This window comes from Sulfurimonas sp. (genome assembly GCF_029027585.1).
GTDB lineage: Bacteria > Campylobacterota > Campylobacteria > Campylobacterales > Sulfurimonadaceae > Sulfurimonas.
Window position 1 is genome coordinate 1,964,667 of the sequence record NZ_CP093397.1, and the last position, 20,076, is coordinate 1,984,742.

18 protein-coding genes are annotated in these 20,076 nt (G+C 31.1%); 7 read left to right on the top strand and 11 right to left on the bottom strand.

Translation table 11 applies throughout. The features are described 5' to 3' along the window. Positions 1–149: 149 nt before the first annotated feature. Together MOV50_RS10210 and MOV50_RS10215 are read left to right on the top strand one after the other, a co-directional pair. Complete coding sequence (locus MOV50_RS10210; RefSeq protein WP_321777806.1) at positions 150–548, top strand: hypothetical protein; 399 nt, start codon at positions 150–152, stop codon at positions 546–548. After that, positions 548–1,210: a uracil-DNA glycosylase gene (locus MOV50_RS10215; RefSeq protein ID WP_321777807.1), complete on the top strand. Its 663-nt coding sequence runs from the start codon at positions 548–550 to the stop codon at positions 1,208–1,210. The genes MOV50_RS10210 and MOV50_RS10215 overlap by 1 nt, the downstream gene beginning before the upstream one ends. Here the strand turns inward: MOV50_RS10215 and MOV50_RS10220 are convergent. Genes MOV50_RS10220 through MOV50_RS10240 form a run of 5 tightly spaced genes read right to left on the bottom strand, consistent with a single transcriptional unit; the run spans position 1,191 to position 8,176 of the window. Beyond that, positions 1,191–2,117 carry an endonuclease/exonuclease/phosphatase family protein gene (locus MOV50_RS10220; RefSeq protein WP_321777808.1) on the bottom strand — a complete coding sequence of 309 codons (927 nt, stop codon included), beginning with the start codon at positions 2,115–2,117 and terminating at the stop codon, positions 1,191–1,193. The two genes, MOV50_RS10215 and MOV50_RS10220, sit on opposite strands and share 20 nt — an antisense overlap. A gap of 56 nt (positions 2,118–2,173) precedes the next feature. Then, entirely contained in the window at positions 2,174–4,126 is a 1,953-nt protein-coding gene (locus MOV50_RS10225; protein ID WP_321777809.1) for a M3 family metallopeptidase, read from the bottom strand. Beyond that, positions 4,123–5,214, bottom strand: a complete 1,092-nt coding sequence (locus MOV50_RS10230) for a trypsin-like peptidase domain-containing protein (protein WP_321777810.1) — start codon at positions 5,212–5,214, stop codon at positions 4,123–4,125. Before MOV50_RS10230 ends, MOV50_RS10225 begins: the two co-directional genes overlap by 4 nt. 2 nt (positions 5,215–5,216) lie before the next feature. Further along, on the bottom strand, positions 5,217–6,554 hold the full coding sequence (locus tag MOV50_RS10235) for a hypothetical protein (RefSeq protein ID WP_321777811.1): 1,338 nt from the start codon (positions 6,552–6,554) through the stop codon (positions 5,217–5,219). After that, complete coding sequence (locus MOV50_RS10240) at positions 6,539–8,176, bottom strand: protein kinase domain-containing protein (RefSeq protein WP_321777812.1); 1,638 nt, start codon at positions 8,174–8,176, stop codon at positions 6,539–6,541. Before MOV50_RS10240 ends, MOV50_RS10235 begins: the two co-directional genes overlap by 16 nt. A 72-nt stretch (positions 8,177–8,248) precedes the next feature. On the opposite strand from MOV50_RS10240, the gene MOV50_RS10245 reads away from it, so the two are divergent. Next, positions 8,249–9,448, top strand: coding sequence for a class I SAM-dependent rRNA methyltransferase (locus MOV50_RS10245; protein WP_321777813.1), 1,200 nt, complete (start codon positions 8,249–8,251; stop codon positions 9,446–9,448). Here the strand turns inward: MOV50_RS10245 and MOV50_RS10250 are convergent. Together MOV50_RS10250 and MOV50_RS10255 are read right to left on the bottom strand one after the other, a co-directional pair. Next, positions 9,441–10,154 (bottom strand): FKBP-type peptidyl-prolyl cis-trans isomerase, encoded by a 714-nt coding sequence (locus MOV50_RS10250; RefSeq protein ID WP_321777814.1) that lies wholly within the window; start codon positions 10,152–10,154, stop codon positions 9,441–9,443. The two genes, MOV50_RS10245 and MOV50_RS10250, sit on opposite strands and share 8 nt — an antisense overlap. Before the next feature lie 64 nt (positions 10,155–10,218). Continuing rightward, positions 10,219–11,499 carry an MFS transporter gene (locus tag MOV50_RS10255; protein ID WP_321777815.1) on the bottom strand — a complete coding sequence of 427 codons (1,281 nt, stop codon included), beginning with the start codon at positions 11,497–11,499 and terminating at the stop codon, positions 10,219–10,221. Between the two features lie 153 nt (positions 11,500–11,652). Between MOV50_RS10255 and MOV50_RS10260 the strand changes: the two genes are divergently transcribed. From MOV50_RS10260 to MOV50_RS10270, 3 genes are all read left to right on the top strand, one after another. Beyond that, complete coding sequence (locus MOV50_RS10260; protein ID WP_321777816.1) at positions 11,653–12,228, top strand: chemotaxis protein CheB; 576 nt, start codon at positions 11,653–11,655, stop codon at positions 12,226–12,228. Continuing rightward, a complete protein-coding gene (locus MOV50_RS10265) occupies positions 12,228–13,001 on the top strand; it encodes a CheR family methyltransferase (protein WP_321777817.1) in 774 nt (257 codons plus the stop codon). Before MOV50_RS10260 ends, MOV50_RS10265 begins: the two co-directional genes overlap by 1 nt. A gap of 79 nt (positions 13,002–13,080) precedes the next feature. Then, positions 13,081–14,646 (top strand): DmsC/YnfH family molybdoenzyme membrane anchor subunit, encoded by a 1,566-nt coding sequence (locus tag MOV50_RS10270; RefSeq protein WP_321777818.1) that lies wholly within the window; start codon positions 13,081–13,083, stop codon positions 14,644–14,646. A gap of 7 nt (positions 14,647–14,653) precedes the next feature. Here MOV50_RS10270 and MOV50_RS10275 read toward each other — a convergent pair whose 3' ends face one another. The 4 genes from MOV50_RS10275 to MOV50_RS10290 form a co-directional block, all read right to left on the bottom strand. Next, positions 14,654–15,265, bottom strand: coding sequence for a 3'-5' exonuclease (locus MOV50_RS10275; protein ID WP_321777819.1), 612 nt, complete (start codon positions 15,263–15,265; stop codon positions 14,654–14,656). Next, positions 15,265–17,079 carry a putative nucleotidyltransferase substrate binding domain-containing protein gene (locus MOV50_RS10280; protein WP_321777820.1) on the bottom strand — a complete coding sequence of 605 codons (1,815 nt, stop codon included), beginning with the start codon at positions 17,077–17,079 and terminating at the stop codon, positions 15,265–15,267. Before MOV50_RS10280 ends, MOV50_RS10275 begins: the two co-directional genes overlap by 1 nt. Before the next feature lie 129 nt (positions 17,080–17,208). Further along, complete coding sequence (locus MOV50_RS10285) at positions 17,209–19,107, bottom strand: sodium:solute symporter family protein (RefSeq protein ID WP_321777821.1); 1,899 nt, start codon at positions 19,105–19,107, stop codon at positions 17,209–17,211. A 13-nt stretch (positions 19,108–19,120) separates the two neighbouring features. Next, complete coding sequence (locus tag MOV50_RS10290; RefSeq protein WP_321777822.1) at positions 19,121–19,375, bottom strand: DUF4212 domain-containing protein; 255 nt, start codon at positions 19,373–19,375, stop codon at positions 19,121–19,123. 373 nt (positions 19,376–19,748) lie between these two features. On the opposite strand from MOV50_RS10290, the gene MOV50_RS10295 reads away from it, so the two are divergent. After that, on the top strand, positions 19,749–20,066 hold the full coding sequence (locus tag MOV50_RS10295) for a DUF485 domain-containing protein (RefSeq protein ID WP_321777823.1): 318 nt from the start codon (positions 19,749–19,751) through the stop codon (positions 20,064–20,066). The last annotated feature ends 10 nt before the right edge of the window (positions 20,067–20,076 follow it).

Below are 20,076 nucleotides of genomic sequence, written 5' to 3' on the forward strand. Positions count from 1 at the left end.
ACAGCGGAAGTATAACACAAAGTAAAAGAGAGTTAGAAAGTGGCTAAAAAAGCACTAAAAGGGGTAAGGTTTTTTCGAATCTCTCCTTGTCCACCACTTCACAAATGATTTTGCTATACTTACAAAAAATAAAATTGGAACAATAATTTATGATAAATGAAGTTGTACTAAATTATATATTACTATTTATATTTTTAGAAATATATGAGTTACAGTGGCAAAAAGCTCAGACTGTTATGGGAATGTTGGCTCGAATGTATCAGTATTATTATAAAAGTATATTTTTATTTTTGATTATGCATCCTACATTTTATTTTGCTATTGGTTTTATGGTTTTGAATGATTATAATATATATGCTGTAACATTATTACTTATTAAAACATTTGATATGGTTACAAAGATGTTGCTTATAAAACAAGTTTTTATTGAAGAAAATTTATCTGATGAGTTGACTTTAGCACTTTTAGCACCACTTAACAAATTTGTATTGTATATGGGTTTAGTGATTTATCTTCCTTTAATATATCTATCTTTAGAGAGTTTTTAATGTTAAGTAAATCTTGGTCAAAATTTTTATACGCACAGATGCAAGAAAATTACTATAAAAAACTTCAATGCTTTATAGATAAAGAGTACAAAGAACAAATAATTTATCCAAAACGAGAAGATATATTTCGAGCTTTTGATTTGATAGAAGTAGAGAAAGTAAAAGTTGTTATAATTGGTCAAGACCCTTATCATGGTGAAAATCAAGCAAATGGCTTGGCATTCTCAGTTTGGGATGAATGTAAAATACCACCTTCACTAAAAAATATATTTAAAGAGTTAGTAGATGACATAGGGTGTGAGTATCCAAAGTCAGGAAACTTAACATCATGGGCTAAAGATGGAGTTTTGCTTATAAACACTGTTTTAACAGTACAAAGTTCAAAAGCAAATTCTCATAAAGCTAAAGGCTGGGAACTGTTTACCGATTTTATCATCAAAGAGTTGTCTCTAAAACATGAAAATATTGTTTTTATTTTGTGGGGTAATCCATCTATAAAAAAAGCTTCATTTATAGATGAGAGTAAGCATCTAGTCTTAAAATCACCACATCCATCGCCACTATCTTCTTACCGTGGTTTTTTTGGTTCTAAGCCGTTTTCAAAAACAAATGAATATTTAAAGCAACACTCAAAAGAAGAGATTAATTGGTGTTTATCTTAAACTTTGCTATAACGGGTAGATGATCAGAGTAACCCTTGCCTTTATGTTTAGGAACTCTAGCTCGTGAGACTTGCCATCTGTATATATTTTTCTTTTTAAAAAGATATTTTTTATCTAAGTTTCTTATAGAAGCCTTTACATAAGAGATACCACCTTTTTTAAGAAGGGACTGTGAAATCAAAATATTATCTAAGGCTTCTTTTTTACCTCTAAAAATGTAAGAGTATCTATCTTTTTCTTTTGCATCATACCAAAGGTTATAGAAACTGTTTTTTTCTTGTTTTATTGTCCTTAAAACATGGTTTATCCCAGTCTTTCCACCTGTATCGTTATGTCTTCTCTTGCGTTTAAATTTTATGTACTCTTCATAGTCTGAGTTAAAATCACCTAGTAAGATTATATTTTTCTCATTACCAACTTCTTGGACTCTTTTTCTTAATATTTTAGCAGATGTTATCCTCATACTCTCAGGACCTGATTTTGCTTTCCAATGATTTGCAAATAAGTATAAGTTTTCCCCATCTATATTTAGTTTAATTTCTAAAATATTTCTATATTTGTAAGATGAAGTCACTTGTAATTCTTTTGTATAAATAAAGGGAAATTTACTCAAAAATGCAACATGTATAGCAGTAGGTTTTTTATCTGTAATTTTATAATATTGGTAATACAAACCATTTTTTTTAAGCATAAGTCGTAAATCTTTTAGTGCGTCTATAGAGTGAACTTCTTGAAGTGCTATAATGTCAGCATCTATATCTATTATGACTTTTGTTATGTTTTGTAGTTTTATTTTATAGTTTTTTTTGTTCCAAAGAGATTTTGAAAAAGGTTTGTACTCTTTGTATTTATAGCCATTTTTATTTAAATCAAAAAGATTTTCTACATTGTAAGTTGCAATTTTCAAAATTTTATCTCCATATAATGAACTGATAAAAACAAGAATGACAAAGAAAAATCTCACTAATTAATGCCATTTAATCTTAAAAGGTTTTGAGGCTCAGGCTCTCTGCCCATCAACTCTTTAAAATAAACTTCCATACTTTTCGCTCCACCACCACTTAAGATGATATCGATATATTTTTTAGCAGTTTTGGAGTTAAATATCCCCTCATCGATAACACTAAAAAAAGCATCTGCACTTAAAACTTCTGCCCATTTATAACTATAATATCCAGCAGCATATCCACCAGCAAAAATATGAGCAAAACCATTTTGAAACTTATTATAAGTTGGAGTTTTTATAAGAGCAGTTTTTTCTCTTATGGCATCTAAGAGGTTTTGAACTTCATCACCTTTGTAGGCTTTTGTATGTAGTTTAAAGTCAAATATAGAAAATTCTAACTGTCTTAACATTCCAGACGCTGATAAGAAGTTTTTACTTTTTACAAGTTTTTGAATCATCTCATCTGAGATAATTTTCCCACTTTCATAGTGAGAAGCAAAAAGTTTTAAAACGCTTGGTTCATAAGCAAAATTTTCTAAAAATTGTGATGGAAATTCAACAGCATCCCATTCTACCCCATTTACCCCACTAACCTCATTCTCATTGACATCACTTAACATATGATGGATTGCATGTCCCATCTCATGAAAAAGAGTTACAACATCATCATGGCGAAGTAAAGAGGGAGATTTTGAAGTAGAAGGCGGAAAATTACAAACTATAAACGCAGATGCTAATTGCTCTTTATTTTCATTATCTAAGCAGTGTGATTGCCAGTTATGCATCCACGCTCCACCTCTTTTTGTTTTTCTAGCTTCTAAGTCAAGATAGAGTCTTGCTTTTAGTTTTCCATCAAGATATAAGTCATAAGAACTAGCCTTTTTATCCCAAAGTTTTTCTTTTACTTTTTTAAACTCAATAGCAAAAAGTTTATTTAAAAACTCAAACATTCCAGACACAACTCTTTTTTGCTCAAAGTATGGTCGATATACTTCCTCATCTATCTCATATTTTTCTTTTTTAAGAAGTTCACTATAGTAAGCACTATCAAAACTTTGTAGTGGTTTATCGGACATTTTTTGAACTTCTCCCAGTTCTTCTTTTGCTTGATTTATTGACTGTGAAACAAGTGTTTGCAAAAAATCAACAACACTATTTTCATCTTTTGCCATTTTACTTTTAATAGAGTATTGTGCATAATTATCAAAGCCTAGAATTTTACTCATCTCATCTTTTAAAGCTAGTAGTTCATCTATGATTTTGGCATTTTGTGGTGCTCTTGTAACATAAGCTTTATATAAAGCCTCTCTTATTTTTGCGTTTTTACCATAGGTCATATAGGCGATATATGATGGCATCTGAAGGGTAAACTTATACTTTACTTTTCCTCTTTCTGTGAACTCTGCACTTTGTATATCACTTTGAGGTATTCCCTCAATATCTGCTTCATCTTCTATGATATACTCATAATCATTTGTAGCATCTAGAAGGTTTTGTGAGAAGTTGTTTGACAACTCGCTTAGTTTTATATTTATCGCCCCAAGTCTTTGTTTTACTTTTGCATCTAGGTGTGCACCACTAAGTTCAAAGTTTAGTATGTTTAGCTCTATTACTCTTTTTTGTTCAAAATTTAGAGTGTCTTTTTCATTTGTTTGTATCTCTTTATAAGCATTGTAAATATCTAAATTTTGAGATAATTTTGTAGAATACTCAGTTATAATTGGTAAAGACTCTGCATAAATTTTTTGTGTTTCATCTGAGTTATTTACAGAGTTTAGATGCGACAAGGGAGTGAAAAAATGTTCTAAGTTCTCTTCTAGCATCTGTATAGGTTTTACAAAAGAAGCATAAGTTTTGCTCTTTTGCTTTAGCATTGTTTGTATTTTATCATTGTTCGCTTTGATTATTGTTTCTAAATCACTTATAAAGTTATCTAACTCTACACTAAATTTTAAAAATTTACTTATCATTCATCTTCCTCATCTCGTTTTAATTTTATGGCTTTATATTTGTTTATAAGAATATCATCATACTCATTAGACAGAGTAAGTAGGCGTTTAAAAGCGATTTTACCTTCTTCGAGTGTCAACGACGAATCTACTATAAGATAAGATATATATATATTATTTTCATTTATAGAAAACTGCAAATATGATAATTTTTTATTTTCACTTAAAAGGTAGTCATATATCTCATCTATTTTATTTTTTGGAATAGCACATAGTTTTGAGTCGCCTATAATGATGCCATTTTCATAGTAGTTTATCTCTACTCTCGCACTTCCACTCTCAACTCTCCAAGAAGCTTGAGAGCGTCTAGCTAAAGTTACATTTATTTCTAAGGCAGATAAAATCTCTTCTATAAGTTTTGTTGCACCAGAAGGTTTATACCCTTTTCTTCTTTGTCTTGCAACGGCTAGTTTTGTTCCACACTCAAAACAGTAATCATTTTTTATCTCTTTTTCTTGTATGAGGTTCTTGCAAGATGGACATTTTATGATGTTTATCTGCTGTATGTTTTTGAAATTTTTTATTGTTTCTTCAACATAAAAGTAGGGAAGGGCAAAACCCAAATTATTTGCATTTTGAACTATAAAAGTATTTACTCCTATAACTTCTCCCTGTGTATTTAAAAGAGGTCCTCCACTATTTCCCGGATTTATGGCTGCATCTATTTGGATATATTCTAAATCATCTTGAAGTCTAGATGCTTTTGATACAATTCCTTCAGTTGCTGTATAGTTGAGTCCATAAGGGTGACCAATAGCGATAGTTGTATCTCCATCTTTTACGATCGTTGAAGAGAGAGTTAGGGGATTCTTAGATGCTAAATGCTCCAAAGATATAAAGGCTAAATCATAGTCGTTATCATCATAAATAACTTTTGCTATTGTTCTTTTGATGAGTTTTGAACTTATTACTACTTCTTTTAACCCACTTACCACATGAGAGTTTGTAATAATTAAATCATCGATAATAAAACCTGTCCCAGAACCATAAGGAGTCATAATCTGAATGATGTTATCTACATAAGTGTCTAGTATATCTTGTGTATTCATCTTTATACCTCCTCAAAATCTAGGTGTTTTAGTTGCAAAAGATAGCTATTGCTAAGTTCATTCATGGAAGAAAAATTTAGTTTATCTCCAAAAACTTCTAAAGATTTAAATTGCTTCTGATTTGGGAGTATAGCTTCATCTACTCTGGCAATAATTGCTTTTTTAAAAAATGTATTTTTTTCTTCATCATATAAAGGAGTATAATCTAGGGCTTTGAAAAAAGATGGATTTTGAATCTCTACAAGTGTATGTAAAAGTGATTTTGTAATAGGATTTAGACCATAGTTATATAAAATATTAAAAGGAACATAGGTGTAGATGCTAGATATTATCTGCTTATAACGGTTATTTTTATACCATCTAATTTTGATTTGTGATTCACTTATAAAGTTATTTATTTCTTCTTGAGAGCTTTTTTCTAAGGGGTTAAAAGTGTACTTTGCATTGTAAAACTTACTACTAAAGTCTTTATAAGTCATCACTTTTAGCTTTTGAATATATCTTTTTAACTCTTCATTTTTTGCTTCTGGAGATATACTTTCATCATTAAAGTAGCTTTGAACTTTTTTACTTACTTTTTGGTAAATTTCACATTTTGGAACTAGTAAATAGTCCATTTTAAAAATAAAGTTTAAATATAAAAATGACTGCATCCCCGCGTTGTCATTTGTAGGAAGAGTTGAGATTTTTACTTCAAGTTCATCTATCCATAGATGCAAAAAGTCATACTTTATCTTAAGTTCATTATCTGATAGTTTGACTAGATGCTGAGTATCTTCAAGAGTTATACTTGAAAACTCACTTTTTATAAACTCTTTATCAAAATCCGCAGTTAAGGCGATTTCTCTTAAAGGAAAAAATATTTTTTGTGGAGATGCAGTTATGTTATCTTGGATAAGTTTTAGTTTTATAAACTCATCATCATAAAAGTAACAAGCATAAGTAAGTTGATAATTTCTTTGTAAAAGGTAACGCTTGAGGGCAACTTGAGCATCTTCTTTTTTAATTATTATCGCCTGCGCATATAGTTTATCAGCAGTTACAACGCCAGTTATTTTTGCACTTCCTTGAAATATTTCAAACTCAAGGAAGTCATCTTGAAGATTTGTAATAATATTTTTATTTGAGCTATCAAGTGAAAAATTTTCTAAAGATTTGAAAAAATATTCATAAGCTTTTAGCATTTCACCTTTTTCAAATGCTTCATATGATTTGTCAAAAAGCTCTTCTTCCTTTGGGGAAATTGTAGCATTTATGCCTCTACCAAAGGAGTGTCGCAGATGCGTTGTTTTGTTATAAAAGAAGTTTAGCCAGTTCATATTTGTTAAGAGTCCATCCATATAAGTAAGATAATATTTAAGAGTGTCATTATAATGAAACCAGCCTTATAAAAAGCCAATGGTGAGCGTTCCATAAGAGTTGCATTTTTAGCAAAAAATGGTTTTACTTTTGTTGGATTTTTAAGTTCATACTCCATTTCTGAATAATGCTCATATCTTCTGCCTTTATCAAGCGCTATAGAGCGAAGTATTACGCTGTCTAGCCAGTTTGGTATGTTGTTGTTATATAAACTTGGTTTTTTTGCTTCTTTAAATGTTGGAGATTGAAAAGGTTCTATCTCGCCATAAGGATATTTGCCCGTTAGGGCTAAATAGATGCTAATACCAATCGCAAAAATCTCACTTGACTCATTGATGGCAGCATCTTCAAAGCGTTCTGGAGATAAAAAACTAGGTGTTCCTGCTTTTGTAGTATTTGAAAATATCTCAGTTATACTTCCAAAATCAATGATTTTAAATTCTAGATTTTCATTTTCATCTTTTGCTATCATAATATTTGGAGGTTTTATATCGCCATGAACTAAATCGTATTTTAATAAAAATTGTGACATATTTAAAAGTGTAATAGACAAAGCAATAGCGTCATCTATTGTGAGTTTTTTAATAGCTAAATAATTATCTAAATCTTCTCCAGCAAAAAGTTGCATAACATAGTAACGGTAAGTTCTATTTTTTGGTATTACAGCCTTAGGGAAAAAGTTTGCTTTTAGTCTTTTTGCATTCCATGCTTCTTTAACAAAAACATCCAACGCCATCTCATCATCAATAGCTTCAATAGGAGCAAATTTTATAACATATTGTTTTGTGTTTTTACTACACAACCAAGTTCTATCATTTTCAATGAGTGACTTTTGGAGTTTATACTCATCAATAACTTGTCCTTTTTTTAAACCTTTAGGAATAGGTAAATTTTGATGTTTTAAAAGTTGTAAATCATTAGCTTTTAAAACTTTAATTACAACAGCAGTAGTATCGTCAGGTAAATCATCTTTTAAAAGTTTAGAAGCACTTTTAACCAAAGAAGAGGCACCATTAAATATATTTACTTCGAGTGTTTCGTGGCCGAGTACATTGTAAAGCCCATCACTACATAATAAAATTTTATCGTCATCTTGAATAATATTTTCAAAGTAATAAGGCTCAACATCTTTATCTATTCCGATTGCTTGAGTGAGTACATTTTCGTAACCATCTTCATTCATTATATGGTCATGAGATAATTGATTTAGTTTTTTGTTTCTATGTAGATAAACTCTAGAATCTCCAACATTTGCGCCATAAAGTTTGTTACCTTGAATAACTACAATACAAAGAGTCGTTACTAACTCACTTCTTTCATAGTTTAGCATTGATTCTTGATAAAGTATAGAGTTTATAGAATTTATAAAAGTATGGATAGATTTTTCTATGCTCCATGTTTTAGGGCGAATTTTAAAGTTATTCATCAAGTAAGTTGTAACTCGCATAGCAGCAGCAGCACCTTCACTAGCACTTCCAACTCCATCACAAACGATAGATATAGTTAAATCACCTATTGTTTTTGTATCGTAAAAATCATCACCTTTTAGTTCTCTTCTTTTTGCAAGTGAAAAACCAGTCGTTTTAATGTTTGAAGATGGCATAAGTCCCTCTTTATTTTATATAAAATATTTTATCAAAATTTATACTATAATTGCTTAGAAGGTTGCATAAATATGAGTCAAAACATAGATTTAGTTATAAAATCAGAATTTGTTGATAGTTATAAAGATGGTTATCCACTTTTATCAAAAGAATCAATCCTTAATCTTGATAAACTAAAAACTCAAGGTCAAATACTAAACTTAGTAGATGCTAAGAAAAAGTTTATTGCACAGGCCTATTTTGGCATACAAAACAAAGGCTATGGTTGGCTTTTATCTTTGAGAGAAGATGAAAAAATAGATAGTTCTTTTTTTTTATATAAATTTAATGAAGCATTAAAATATAGAGAGAAATTTTATGCCGATAAATCAACAACTGCTTTTAGAATGTTCAATGCTGAAGGTGATGGCATCGGAGGTTTGAGTATTGATTGTTTTGATGGGTTTTATCTTATAACTTGGTATTCTGAGGGCATATATACTTTTAAAAGTGAGATATTAAAAGCACTAAAGTTATCTCTTAACTACAAAGGCATCTATGAAAAAAAGAGATTTGATACTAAAGGTACATATCTTGATGATGCAGATGATTTTGTTTGTGGAGTTAAAGCCTCTGAGCCTTTAATAGTAAAAGAAAATGATGTTAATTTTGCCATTTACTTAGATGAGGGGGCTATGGTTGGTGTTTTTTTAGACCAAAGAGAAGTTAGAAAAACTCTGAGAGATAAGTATGCAAAAGGAAAAACAGTTTTAAATACTTTTTCTTATACTGGAGCTTTTTCAGTTTTTGCCGCTCTTGGTGGAGCAAAAAAAACTATAAGTGTTGACTTAGCAAAAAGAAGTTTGCCAAAAACAAAAGAACAATTTAGCATAAATGATATAGATGTATCTATGCAAGATATAATTGTTGAAGATGTGTTTAACTATTTTAAATATGCTCTGCGAAAAAAACTTCTTTTTGATTTAGTTGTTCTTGACCCACCAAGCTTTGCTAGAAGTAAAAAACATACTTTTTCAGCTTCAAAAGATTATGTAAAACTTTTAAAAGAGGCTATACAAATAACTTCAAAAAATGGAGTAATAGTAGCATCTACAAATGCTTCAAATTTTTCTATGATGACTTTTAGAGGTTTCATAGATAAAGCGTTTAAAGAGTTAAAGGGAAGATTTAAAGTGCAAGAGAGTTTTTCTCTCCCGCAAGACTTTAGAGTAAATCCAAAGTTTAAAGAAGGTAACTATTTAAAAGTTGTTTTTATAAAAAAACTTACTTAATCTCTAGTAATTCAACATCAAAAGCAAGTGTGGCATCTGGACCTATACTAGGTGGTGCACCTCTTTTACCATAAGCAAGTTCTGCTGGAATAACTAGATGCCACTTACTTCCAACTTTCATCTTTTGTAGAGCCTCTGTCCAACCTTTTATAACAGCGTTTACAGGGAAACTTACAGTTTCGCCTCTATCATAAGAGCTATCAAAAACAGTACCGTCTATCAGCGTTCCATGATAGTGAGTTACTACTGTGTCTGTAAGTTTTGGAGATTTTCCTTTTCCTTCTTTAATCACATTATACTGAAGTCCACTTTTTAGTGTTATGACACCATCTTTTTTCTTATTTGCTTCAAGAAATGCTTTTCCTTCTTTTATGTTTTGATTTGAAAATTTATCTACCATTGCTAGTTCTCTTTTTTTCTTAACTTGAGAAAATGCTTCCATTGTTTTACGCATTTCATCGTTGCTAAGTCTTGGTTTTTTGCCTGAGAAAACATCACTCATACCAAGTTTCATAGCATCTAAGTTTATGTCATCTTTAGAAATCATAAGTTGTTTTCCAAGTTGAGTTCCGATAACATAAGCCGCTTTTTGTTCTTGTGTTTTAAGTGAAATTACATCTGGTTTTTTAACTTCTTTTTTAGTGTCAAAACAAGCAGTTAAAAGCAGTGCTGAAGATATTGTAAGTATTAGAATTTTAGAATTCATCTATCGCCTTTTATTTAATTATGGTAATTATAGCGATAGATAATGAATGTGTCTAATTTTAAAGCTAAATTCTTCCTCCAGCTTTAAAACCCCAAGTAGTCCTCCATCTAGTTTTAACCAAACTAAGTCCCATGATTGCAACAAGAACAACACAAGCAAAGATTAAAAATCCTGCTGTATAGCCATCAAAAGCACCTTTACTCCAACCTAGAGTTTTTATGAGTGCTGTTCCACCAAGTCCACCTGCACAACCAACAAGACCTGTCATGATACCGATGTCTTTACCAAATCTTTGTGGAACTAGTTGAAATACTGCACCATTTGCCATTCCTAAGTTAGCCATGATTAAAAACAAAACTAATATAGCAAGTGTAAATGGTAACTCAACTAAAGCGCTAATAGTTACTAAAACTGCTACTGCACTATAAAAAAAGTAAAGTGATTTAACACCACCTATCTTATCTGCAATGTTCCCACCAACAGGACGAAGAATTGCACCTGCAAAGATACATAAAGCTCCAAAGTAACCCGCGATTACTTTTACATTTGTTTCATCTAGCATCTCTAAACCAAAAGAAGACATATCTGCACTGTATGTATTCATAAGATAAACTTTCATATATCCAGCAAATCCTACAAACCCACCAAAACTAATCGCATAAAACAGTGAAAACCACCAAGTGTCTTTATCACCTAAAAGTTTTATGTAATCTTTTACTTTTTTAGGACGAGCAGTATAAATATCTGAAGGGGCATCTTTTGCCATAAAAGCATAAGCGATAATAACAATAATTGACATTGCCGCACCTACACCAAAAACAGATGACCAACCCCATATTTCTGCAATTTTTGGGGCAAAAAGAAAATCAATTACTACACCAATATTCCCAGCTCCAGCAATTCCTAAAACTACACCTTGTAGTTTTGGTGGATACCATTGCCCTGCTTGTGGAAGGGCAACTGCAAATGAAGCTCCAGCAAAACCAAGACCAAGTGCTACTATAAGAAGTGCATTATAAGTTATATTATCACCCATGAAAAAAGCTGTTAAAAGAGAAACAATAACTATGCTTTGAGAGATTAAAGCTGTCATTTTTGCACCTAGTTTATCAACTCCAAATCCAAGAACTATTCTTAAAATCGCACCAGAGAGTATAGGAAGTGAAAGTAGAGTTGCTTTTTCTCCTGCTGTCATTATATGACCACCAAGAGCAAGAGCTTCTGTTATTTCTGTACTAAGTGGACCTAACATTGTCCAAACCATAAAACTCATATCAAAATATAAAAATGCCATAAATAGAGTTGGAGCGTGTCCTTGTCCTTTTAAATCTTTAAAACCTGCCATTTAATCTCCTAAAATTGTTTGATATCGTAATTATAATAGCTTATTTTTAAAATAAGTCATTTTCGATGATTAAAAATTATACAGGATAATAAATATAAAATGATTAAAATATAATCACATGAAATAATTAGATTAAAATGATAGAATAATAATATGAAAACTCCAAGTAAAATAGTTCTTATCGGTGCATCAACTGGTGGACCTGGACAAATTGAAAAAATAATCAAAAAATTACCATTACTAAAAGACAGTGCTATTATTATTGCACAACATATGTCTGCTGGTTTTATGTATAGTTTTTCTAAACAGTTACAAGCGCATAATGATAATACTATTTTAGTTGCACAAGATAAAGAGTATGTAGAAGTAGCAAAGGTTTATACTTGTTGTGGAGATATTAAACTAAAACAAGACAACGCAGGTATATACTTTATAAAAAAAGAGCTCGTAGATAAAACGAATTTTAATCCAGATATAAACAAGGTATTTAACTCTTTTTTGCCAATATGTAAAAATGTTGAAATACTTTGTGTTATTTTAACAGGTATTGGAAGAGATGGAGTAGATGCTTGTAAGGCACTAAGTTTATCTGGATGCAAAACAATAACAGAAGATGAGCAAAGTGCTATTGTTGATGGAATGACTGGCAATGCAAGAGCAGAAGTAAAAGATATAAAAGTTATGAGTATAGATGCTATAGTAAAAGAGATAACGGGATTTTGTAGTTAATGTTTGGTTTTTTTAAAAAAGAAAAAGAGCAAAGAATTGTAGAGTTTAAAGAGCCAACAGATTATGTAGATATAAGTAAAATAGCAGCATATTTTAAAGATGAAACAGGTGTTGACTTTGATAAGCAACTCTCAATACTTAGAAATAGAGTAATGATATTTTGTCAACAAAGAGAGATAAGTTCTTTTACTAAACTTTTTACTTTAATCGGGGTAGATAAAAAGATAAAACAAGAATTAGTGGATTGCTTAACAACAAATGAAACATTTTTTTATCGTGAATTTTCACAAATTGAAAAATTGGTTAATTTAGTAAAAAATAGTGTAGAAAATGTAGAGATACTTTGCGCACCATCTGCAACAGGAGAAGAGCCATACAGTATAGCCATAGCTTTACTTGAAGCAGGAGTAAGTTCAACAAGATTTAAAATACTTGGTATAGATATAAATGATGATGCTTTACAAAAAGCAAAAAAAGCTGTTTATAAACAAAGAAATACTAAAAATCTTTCTTCAAGTATCATAAATAAATATTTTGATGTAGATAATGGTTTATATAGTTTAAGACCTACTATAAAACAGCTTGTGTCTTTTAGATTAGCAAATTTATTTGATACATCTTTTGTAAAAATAGGAAAATTTGACTATATTTTATCAAGAAACATGTTGATATATTTTGATAAACAGACAAAAGCAAAAGCAAAAAATATTTTAGAAAGTATGAGAAAAAATGATAATCAAGAGATATTTTTCGGTCATGCCGATCTATTTTAGCTTAAATATTAATCAATAAACTGTATATATTGATGTGTTATATGGTGTATAATTTACCTATAAATAAAATGGAGATTAGATGCAAACACCATTAGAGAGCTTTATAGACCACAAAGCTGACACAGGTATGCAGTGTGGAAATTATAGTATTGATATTCCTAAACTCCAAGAGGGTGAGCAGTATAGATTTCACTTTGATGCAACTGCTTGTATAGGTTGTCGTTGTTGTGAAGTGGCTTGTAATGAGCAAAACAATAATCCAGCAGATACTAAATGGAGAAGAGTTGGAGAGATGGAAGGTGGAGAGTTCCCTGCTTTTACGCAGCTTTTTAATTCTATGAGTTGTAACCATTGTATAGATCCAGAGTGTTTAAAAGGCTGTCCAACTTCTTCATATATAAAGATAGAAGAAACAGGAATAGTTGTCCATGAAGATGATACTTGTATAGGTTGCCAATACTGTACATGGAATTGTCCTTATGGTGTTCCAACCTTCCATGAAGAGAGAAAAATCGTTACTAAATGTCATATGTGTCATGAACGATTAGATGTTGGACAGACTCCTGCTTGTGTTCAAGCCTGTCCATCTGGAGCGATTGAGATAGAAGTTGTAAATGTACAAAAATGGTTAGATGAAGATATGGCAAAAGAGGCTAATATGCCATTTTTACCAGATGCAAATATTACAAAATCCACAACAAGATATACTCTACCTGAGAATTTACCAACTTTAAAAGAGATAGACGAGCATATACTCAAGCCTGCTCACTCTGAGCTTCCTTTAGTTTTTATGACGGTACTTACTCAAATCTCGATTGGTGGATTTTTTGCTTTGTTTTTAGGGGATATTTTGAGTCTTTTTGGTTTTGCAGAGCCTACCTTTATTATGGCTATTGTAGTTATGCTTCCAGCAGCTATTGGACTTCCTTTATCTGCATTACACCTTGGTCGCCCATTTTTAGCATTAACTGCTATGAAAAATATTAAAACATCATGGCTCTCTCGTGAAGCACTTGCTCTTGGCATCTTTACAGCGTTGATGAACCTTATAGTAATCCTTTATTTTTTAGATATTTCACAAACTATGCGACTTTTTGTAGAGTTTTTAACTTTAATCGTTGGAGTTTTTGGTATCTATTCTCAAAGTATGATTTACCGCATAAAAGCTCGACCGTCATGGGATAGAATAACAACAAACCTGAAGTTTTTTGGAGTTAGTTATATAGGGGCATTTTTACTTGCATTTGTTGCTTTAATACTTGACTTTAGTTCTGTTGCTCTTCCTTTAATGTCTTTAGGAATGATGGGGGCTGTTGCTCAAATATTTTTTACTTATGAAGATTTAAGAACATTAAAAAGTATCAAAGAAAATAAGTATCAGCTTTTAAGAACAGCAAGATTGTATGATGAAAATTTTAAAAAGATTATGAACTTTCGCTTTGTTTGTTTATTTATTTCAGGATTTTTTCTTCCTTTAATAATAAATGTACTTTTAAGTTCGTCAATATTTTTAGGGGCTAGTGTTGTGTTAGGAATAAGTATCATTATGATGACACTAAGCGAACTTAGTGATAGATTTTTATTTTATGTAACTGTTGTTCCATTAGGAATGGCTGGAGGATTTTTTGTAGGAAAACAGAGGTAATAAAGTTTTAAATTCTATCTATGTTTTTTAATTTCAGGTAAATCATAGCCGTCATGATAGCATCGTTGGTTGCGTCATGTTTTCCAAATATAGGTAATCCTAAATCTTTCATAATTGTATCAAATCTGAGATCTATGTTTGCATTTGGTATAAATTTTGTTTTTAAATCATAGTACATACTAGAAACTTCTATCTGTTTTTGTGGCAGTGTTATCCCAAGGTATGGTTTTAAATATTTATTTATCATTGCAACATCAAACTCAAGATAGTACCCAATTAGAGGGCGAGAGCCAACAAAGTGTAAAAATTTATCTAAAGCTTCATCAGGTTTACTTCCATTTTGCAAATCTATATTTCTGATTTGATGAATTTTAATACTCTCTTCACTAATAAGATTTGTTGGTTGAACAAATAATTCAAACTTCTCAGAAGTAATAATTTTATCCCCACGAATTTTCAAAGCTCCAATAGATAATATTTCATCAACTTTTGGGTTTAAGCCTGTTGTTTCAGTATCATATACAACATATTCATCTTCTGGTGCCTCATCAAATAAAAATGAGTAATCTTCATTTGTTAAATTCTTTCTATTGAAATGTTGTTTTATTTTTGCAAACATTATCCAACCATACTTATTTTAAAGTGATGAGATAAAAAGTTTTTAAATTTATTTACAATTTTAAAACTATCTTTTAATAAATCCGCTTCTAATTGATTTAGATTTTGTACATAGATAAAATTGTTGGCATCTTCTTCATGTCCAATAGCTCTAAGTCTTTCTTTAAGTCTAAGGTTTAAAAGAGTATCAAAGGCTTCTTCTATAACATCAGCAAATTTTTTATCTAAGATATTTGCTTTAGCTAGTAGCCTTATTCTGTTGTTTGTGTTTGTTTCTCTTATTCCCGCTTCTAAGGCTAAACTTCTTATGCCTTGAACAATTGGAAAAATACCACCTTTTTTCATATCGATTTGATCATTTGTAGAGATGAGTTTTGTAAACATACCGATAGGTGTTTCAAATATAAGTGCCGCTTTTGCAAAGTTAGCTAAAAATACATCTTTATCTTTTATATTTTCATATATAATATCTTTAAGCTCGTCAATTAATTTTTCATCACCTGCAACTGCAATAGAGTCAAAAAAGATAGCTAACTTCATATAGTCATCTTTATTAGGTGCTTCTAACCATCTTAGTATTTCATGCTCAAAATCATGAGAACTTTTTCTCCAGTATTCATTTGAAACCATAATGTTCCCTTCACACTCTGGAAAACCAAACTCAATTAGAATTTTTGTAAATTCTTTCATATATTCTTCATATAAAGCTACATCAACGCCATTTCTTATGATTAGTGCATTATCTTGGTCAGTTTTTAGCATCTGTTCTTTTCTACCTTCACTACCCATAACAATTAGACAAGCATCTTTTGCAAGTTCTTTTGGTACTATCATTTCATATAGTTTTTCATATATTTTTTCATTTAGTTCAGCTATTAGCTTTGAAATATATTCTACTTTAGTGCCTTTTGCATGAAGTTTTTTGATGATATTTATAAAATCATGACTTGCAAGTTTTAACTCATCAATAGAAGTTGCTTTTTTAATTTGAACTGCAACAAGGTAAGTATGGTTTGCAAAATAACTTAGTAAATCAAGTTGTTCTAATACGCCAAGTATTTCTCCATCTTTTGTAATAATAATTCTTTTTATAGAGTTTTTAGTAAAAGAGAGTAGAGCATTAAACAAAAAGTCATCATGTTCCATAGTTATAATGGGTTTTAAAGCAATCGGTCCAATAGGTCCATTTTTATCGTAATCATTATATAAAATATGTTTTCTTAAAATACTGTCTGTTACGATACCACATTCATCTCCATCTTGAACTAAGATACAGTTTGTTTTTAATTTTTCCATTTTGTGCAAGGCATCCATAATGGACACATCTGTTTTTACGATACATGGAGCATGAAGGTAAGAATCTACAATACGAGCTATCATAAAACCTGACATTTGAGTTGTGTATTCTTTTTGTTTTGCAGATTGGATTTTATTTGCTAAATCACTGATGTAAAATTCTTTAAAAGCATTGTTTGAATCAAGTAAAGATTTAAAATCTTCTTTTTTCATTTCAAAACAGATGAGTTCTTCTAGTACAGTGAAAGTATCTTCGGTTTTGTCATAAATAAGCGAATCAGCATCAAAGGTATTTGAGTTGTGATAAACTTTAATCAGTTCATCTTTATGATACTCCCCAACTTCACCCTTTATTATCAAATATAAAAATTCTGAAATATTATCTGGAGAGATAAGAACTTCATCTTTTTTATAATAAGCGATATCCATAGAATTAACTGCTTTAGTAAGTTCTTTGTGTGTAAGTAGTTCAAAAGGGTGAATAGATTTTAAAAATGCTTCTTGGTCATGTAAACTCATTTAGTGCCTTTAAAAGTAATCTTTTATTAAGATATCACAAACGCCGTAAGAGATATATTAAGAAAAGGTTATAAGAAAAGGAAAACAAGCCGAGTGTTTCGGCTTGTTTCGTTTAGTTGGAGAGTAACTCTAGTGAGTTGCTCCGCCAGCTCCTCTTGGGATTCTAATTCTTTCAACAAGATCTTGAATCTCTTGTGGTGGTGGAGGTGTCATACTACTTACAATCAACGCAACAACGAAGTGTAATAGCATACCAATAGTACCGATACCTGTAGGAGCGATGTCCCATAGATAGTCAGCTTTGTCTCCGCCCATGAATACGAAGTATATAATATATCCAAAAGTAAAGATAAGTCCAGCGGACATACCTGCAATTGCACCTTCTTTATTCATTCTTTTATAGAAAATACCTAAGATAATTGCTGGGAAGAATGAAGCAGCTGCAAGACCAAATGCAAACGCAACAACTTGTGCAACAAACCCTGGAGGGTGAATTCCTAAGTAACCAGCAACTAAAATGGCAGCAACTGCTGCAAGACGAGCACTCATTAACTCTGCTTTTTCACTTAATGTTGATTTACCAGTTTTTGGATCTTTCATAATTACATTACCTAAAAGGTCATGTGAAATTGAAGTTGAAATAACAAGTAATAAACCAGCTGCTGTTGAAAGAGCTGCTGCCAAACCACCCGCTGCGATAATAGCGATTACCCAATTTGGAAGACCAGCAATTTCTGGATTCGCAAGAACGATAATATCTCTATCTAGGTAAAGCTCATTAATGATTTTACCATTAGCTCTCATTTCTTCTGCAGTCGCAGTATGAGAAGGCATTGAGTTAGAAGTTAAACGCTCACCGCTTGCACCTCTTCCTTCTGTAAACACAGGTTTACCTTTTTTCCCTTCAAATGCTTTACCAGCAGAGAATTGAATTTTACCATCGCCATTTCTATCTGTCCAAGCTATAAGACCAGACTCTTCCCAGTTTTTAAACCAGTAACCATTGTTGACCGTGCCATCTAAGTGTTTTACTTCACCTTTAACAAATGCAGCATACTCAACATTTTGTAAGTTTTTAATCAAGTTAAGACGAGCAAAACCTGCAACCGCTGGAATTTGTGTATAAAGAATAGCAATAAACACTAAAGCCCAACCAGCTGAGATACGAGCACCAGCAACAGTTGGTGTAGTAAAAAATCTAACAATAACATGTGGAAGCCCAGCAGTACCAAGCATAAGTGCTGTAGTAAGCATAAATACATTCCAAGTACCAGCATGACTTTCAGTATACATACCAAAACCAAGATCAGTCATAGATGTATCAAGTGCATGTAGTAAGTAAGTACCAGAATCAATCATCTTAATACCATCATCGAACTGGAATGGAATAGTTCCACCAAAACCGATTTGTGGTAAGAATGTTTCTGTAACTTGAAGTGAAAGGAAGATTGCAGGAACTGTAAATGCAAAAATCATAACACAATACTGAGCAACTTGAGTATATGTAACACCTTTCATACCACCAAGAACAGCATATATGAAAACGATACCCATACCAATATAAATACCCATATTTACATCAACTTGTAAGAATCTAGAGAAAACGATACCAACACCCCTCATTTGTCCAGCAACATATGTAAACGAAATAAAGATTACACAAACAACTGCAACAGTACGAGCTACATCAGAATAGTATCTGTCACCAACGAAGTCAGGAACAGTAAACTTACCGAATTTTCTTAAGTAAGGCGCTAAAAGCATTGCAAGTAGTACATAACCACCTGTCCAACCCATCAAGTAAGCACCACCGTCACTACCCTTTAGTGAAACGATACCTGCAAGTGAGATAAAAGAAGCAGCACTCATCCAGTCTGCACCAGTTGCCATACCATTTAGTACGGGGTGAACTCCACCGCCTGCAACATAAAACTCTTTAGTTGAACCAGCTCTTGCCCAAATAGCAATAGCTATATAAAGAGCAAATGTTACGCCAACAAATAAATAAATTAAACTTTGTAATTCCATTGTTTCCCCTTAATTATTCGTGAATGTCGTATTTTTCTTCAAGTCTTTCCATACTTTTTGCGTAAACAAAAATAAGAATTAAAAATACATATATAGCACCCTGTTGTGCAAACCAAAATCCAAGCTTGAATCCTGCAAATGTAATAGCATTGAGTTCATCTATAAAGATGATTCCGCAGCCATACGAAACGACAAACCAAACAACCAGTAATTTAAGAATTAATGATATATTTTCTTTCCAATAAGCTTCTGCAGCTTCCTTGTTCATAGGGTCTCCTAGTGGTAAATTTAAATATCAAGGTTACTCGATATTTTTCAAGTTTAATCATAGAGGTGCAAAATAGCATGAACATAGCAAAGTGGAGTTTTATTAAAAAAGTTAGGAAATTTTATATTTATGTGTAGAAAAGAAACATAAATAAAAAATGATATTTATTTATTCTATGTTTTTCATATTTTTTATATCTTTATCTTTCTGTCTCTTTTTATGTAGCGAAAAGTTACCAAATTTATATATTTACATATAAATTACTTTGAATCCTATATATAGTATATTAGGTTAAAGTTGAAGTTATATAATCGTATCGATTTTTTGTTTTTAAGGGTATATTTAAAACAATCAATAAATTATGGAGGAAAAAATGAACCAAGAGTTGGCAGAAAAAATTCAAGCTAATCCTAAGTATAAAGAATTAGTTTCAAAAAGAAGTAGTTTTGCATTAAAACTAGCTATATTTGTTTTAACAATGTTTTATAGTTATATATTAGTTATTGCATTTGATAAAGAGTTATTAGCTGTAAAGATAGGTGAAACAGGTGTTATGACATGGGCATTTCCTGTAGCGGCTGGTATTATTATTATAAGTTTTATTACAACACTTATATATGTAAGAAGAGCAAATGGTGAGTTTGAAGATTTAACAAACTCACTTCATGAAGATATAAAGGATTCTCTGTGAGATTGATATT

Coding starts and splice junctions, on each gene's coding strand:
- MOV50_RS10270 (WP_321777818.1), top strand. CDS start 13,081: ATGCAAACACCATTAGAGAGCTTTATAGACCACAAAGCTGACACAGGT.
- MOV50_RS10265 (WP_321777817.1), top strand. CDS start 12,228: ATGTTTGGTTTTTTTAAAAAAGAAAAAGAGCAAAGAATTGTAGAGTTT.
- MOV50_RS10235 (WP_321777811.1), bottom strand. CDS start 6,554: ATGGATGGACTCTTAACAAATATGAACTGGCTAAACTTCTTTTATAAC.
- MOV50_RS10230 (WP_321777810.1), bottom strand. CDS start 5,214: ATGAATACACAAGATATACTAGACACTTATGTAGATAACATCATTCAG.
- MOV50_RS10240 (WP_321777812.1), bottom strand. CDS start 8,176: ATGCCATCTTCAAACATTAAAACGACTGGTTTTTCACTTGCAAAAAGA.
- MOV50_RS10225 (WP_321777809.1), bottom strand. CDS start 4,126: ATGATAAGTAAATTTTTAAAATTTAGTGTAGAGTTAGATAACTTTATA.
- MOV50_RS10290 (WP_321777822.1), bottom strand. CDS start 19,375: ATGAACAAGGAAGCTGCAGAAGCTTATTGGAAAGAAAATATATCATTA.
- MOV50_RS10285 (WP_321777821.1), bottom strand. CDS start 19,107: ATGGAATTACAAAGTTTAATTTATTTATTTGTTGGCGTAACATTTGCT.
- MOV50_RS10210 (WP_321777806.1), top strand. CDS start 150: ATGATAAATGAAGTTGTACTAAATTATATATTACTATTTATATTTTTA.
- MOV50_RS10280 (WP_321777820.1), bottom strand. CDS start 17,079: ATGAGTTTACATGACCAAGAAGCATTTTTAAAATCTATTCACCCTTTT.
- MOV50_RS10215 (WP_321777807.1), top strand. CDS start 548: ATGTTAAGTAAATCTTGGTCAAAATTTTTATACGCACAGATGCAAGAA.
- MOV50_RS10250 (WP_321777814.1), bottom strand. CDS start 10,154: ATGAATTCTAAAATTCTAATACTTACAATATCTTCAGCACTGCTTTTA.
- MOV50_RS10295 (WP_321777823.1), top strand. CDS start 19,749: ATGAACCAAGAGTTGGCAGAAAAAATTCAAGCTAATCCTAAGTATAAA.
- MOV50_RS10245 (WP_321777813.1), top strand. CDS start 8,249: ATGAGTCAAAACATAGATTTAGTTATAAAATCAGAATTTGTTGATAGT.
- MOV50_RS10260 (WP_321777816.1), top strand. CDS start 11,653: ATGAAAACTCCAAGTAAAATAGTTCTTATCGGTGCATCAACTGGTGGA.
- MOV50_RS10255 (WP_321777815.1), bottom strand. CDS start 11,499: ATGGCAGGTTTTAAAGATTTAAAAGGACAAGGACACGCTCCAACTCTA.
- MOV50_RS10275 (WP_321777819.1), bottom strand. CDS start 15,265: ATGTTTGCAAAAATAAAACAACATTTCAATAGAAAGAATTTAACAAAT.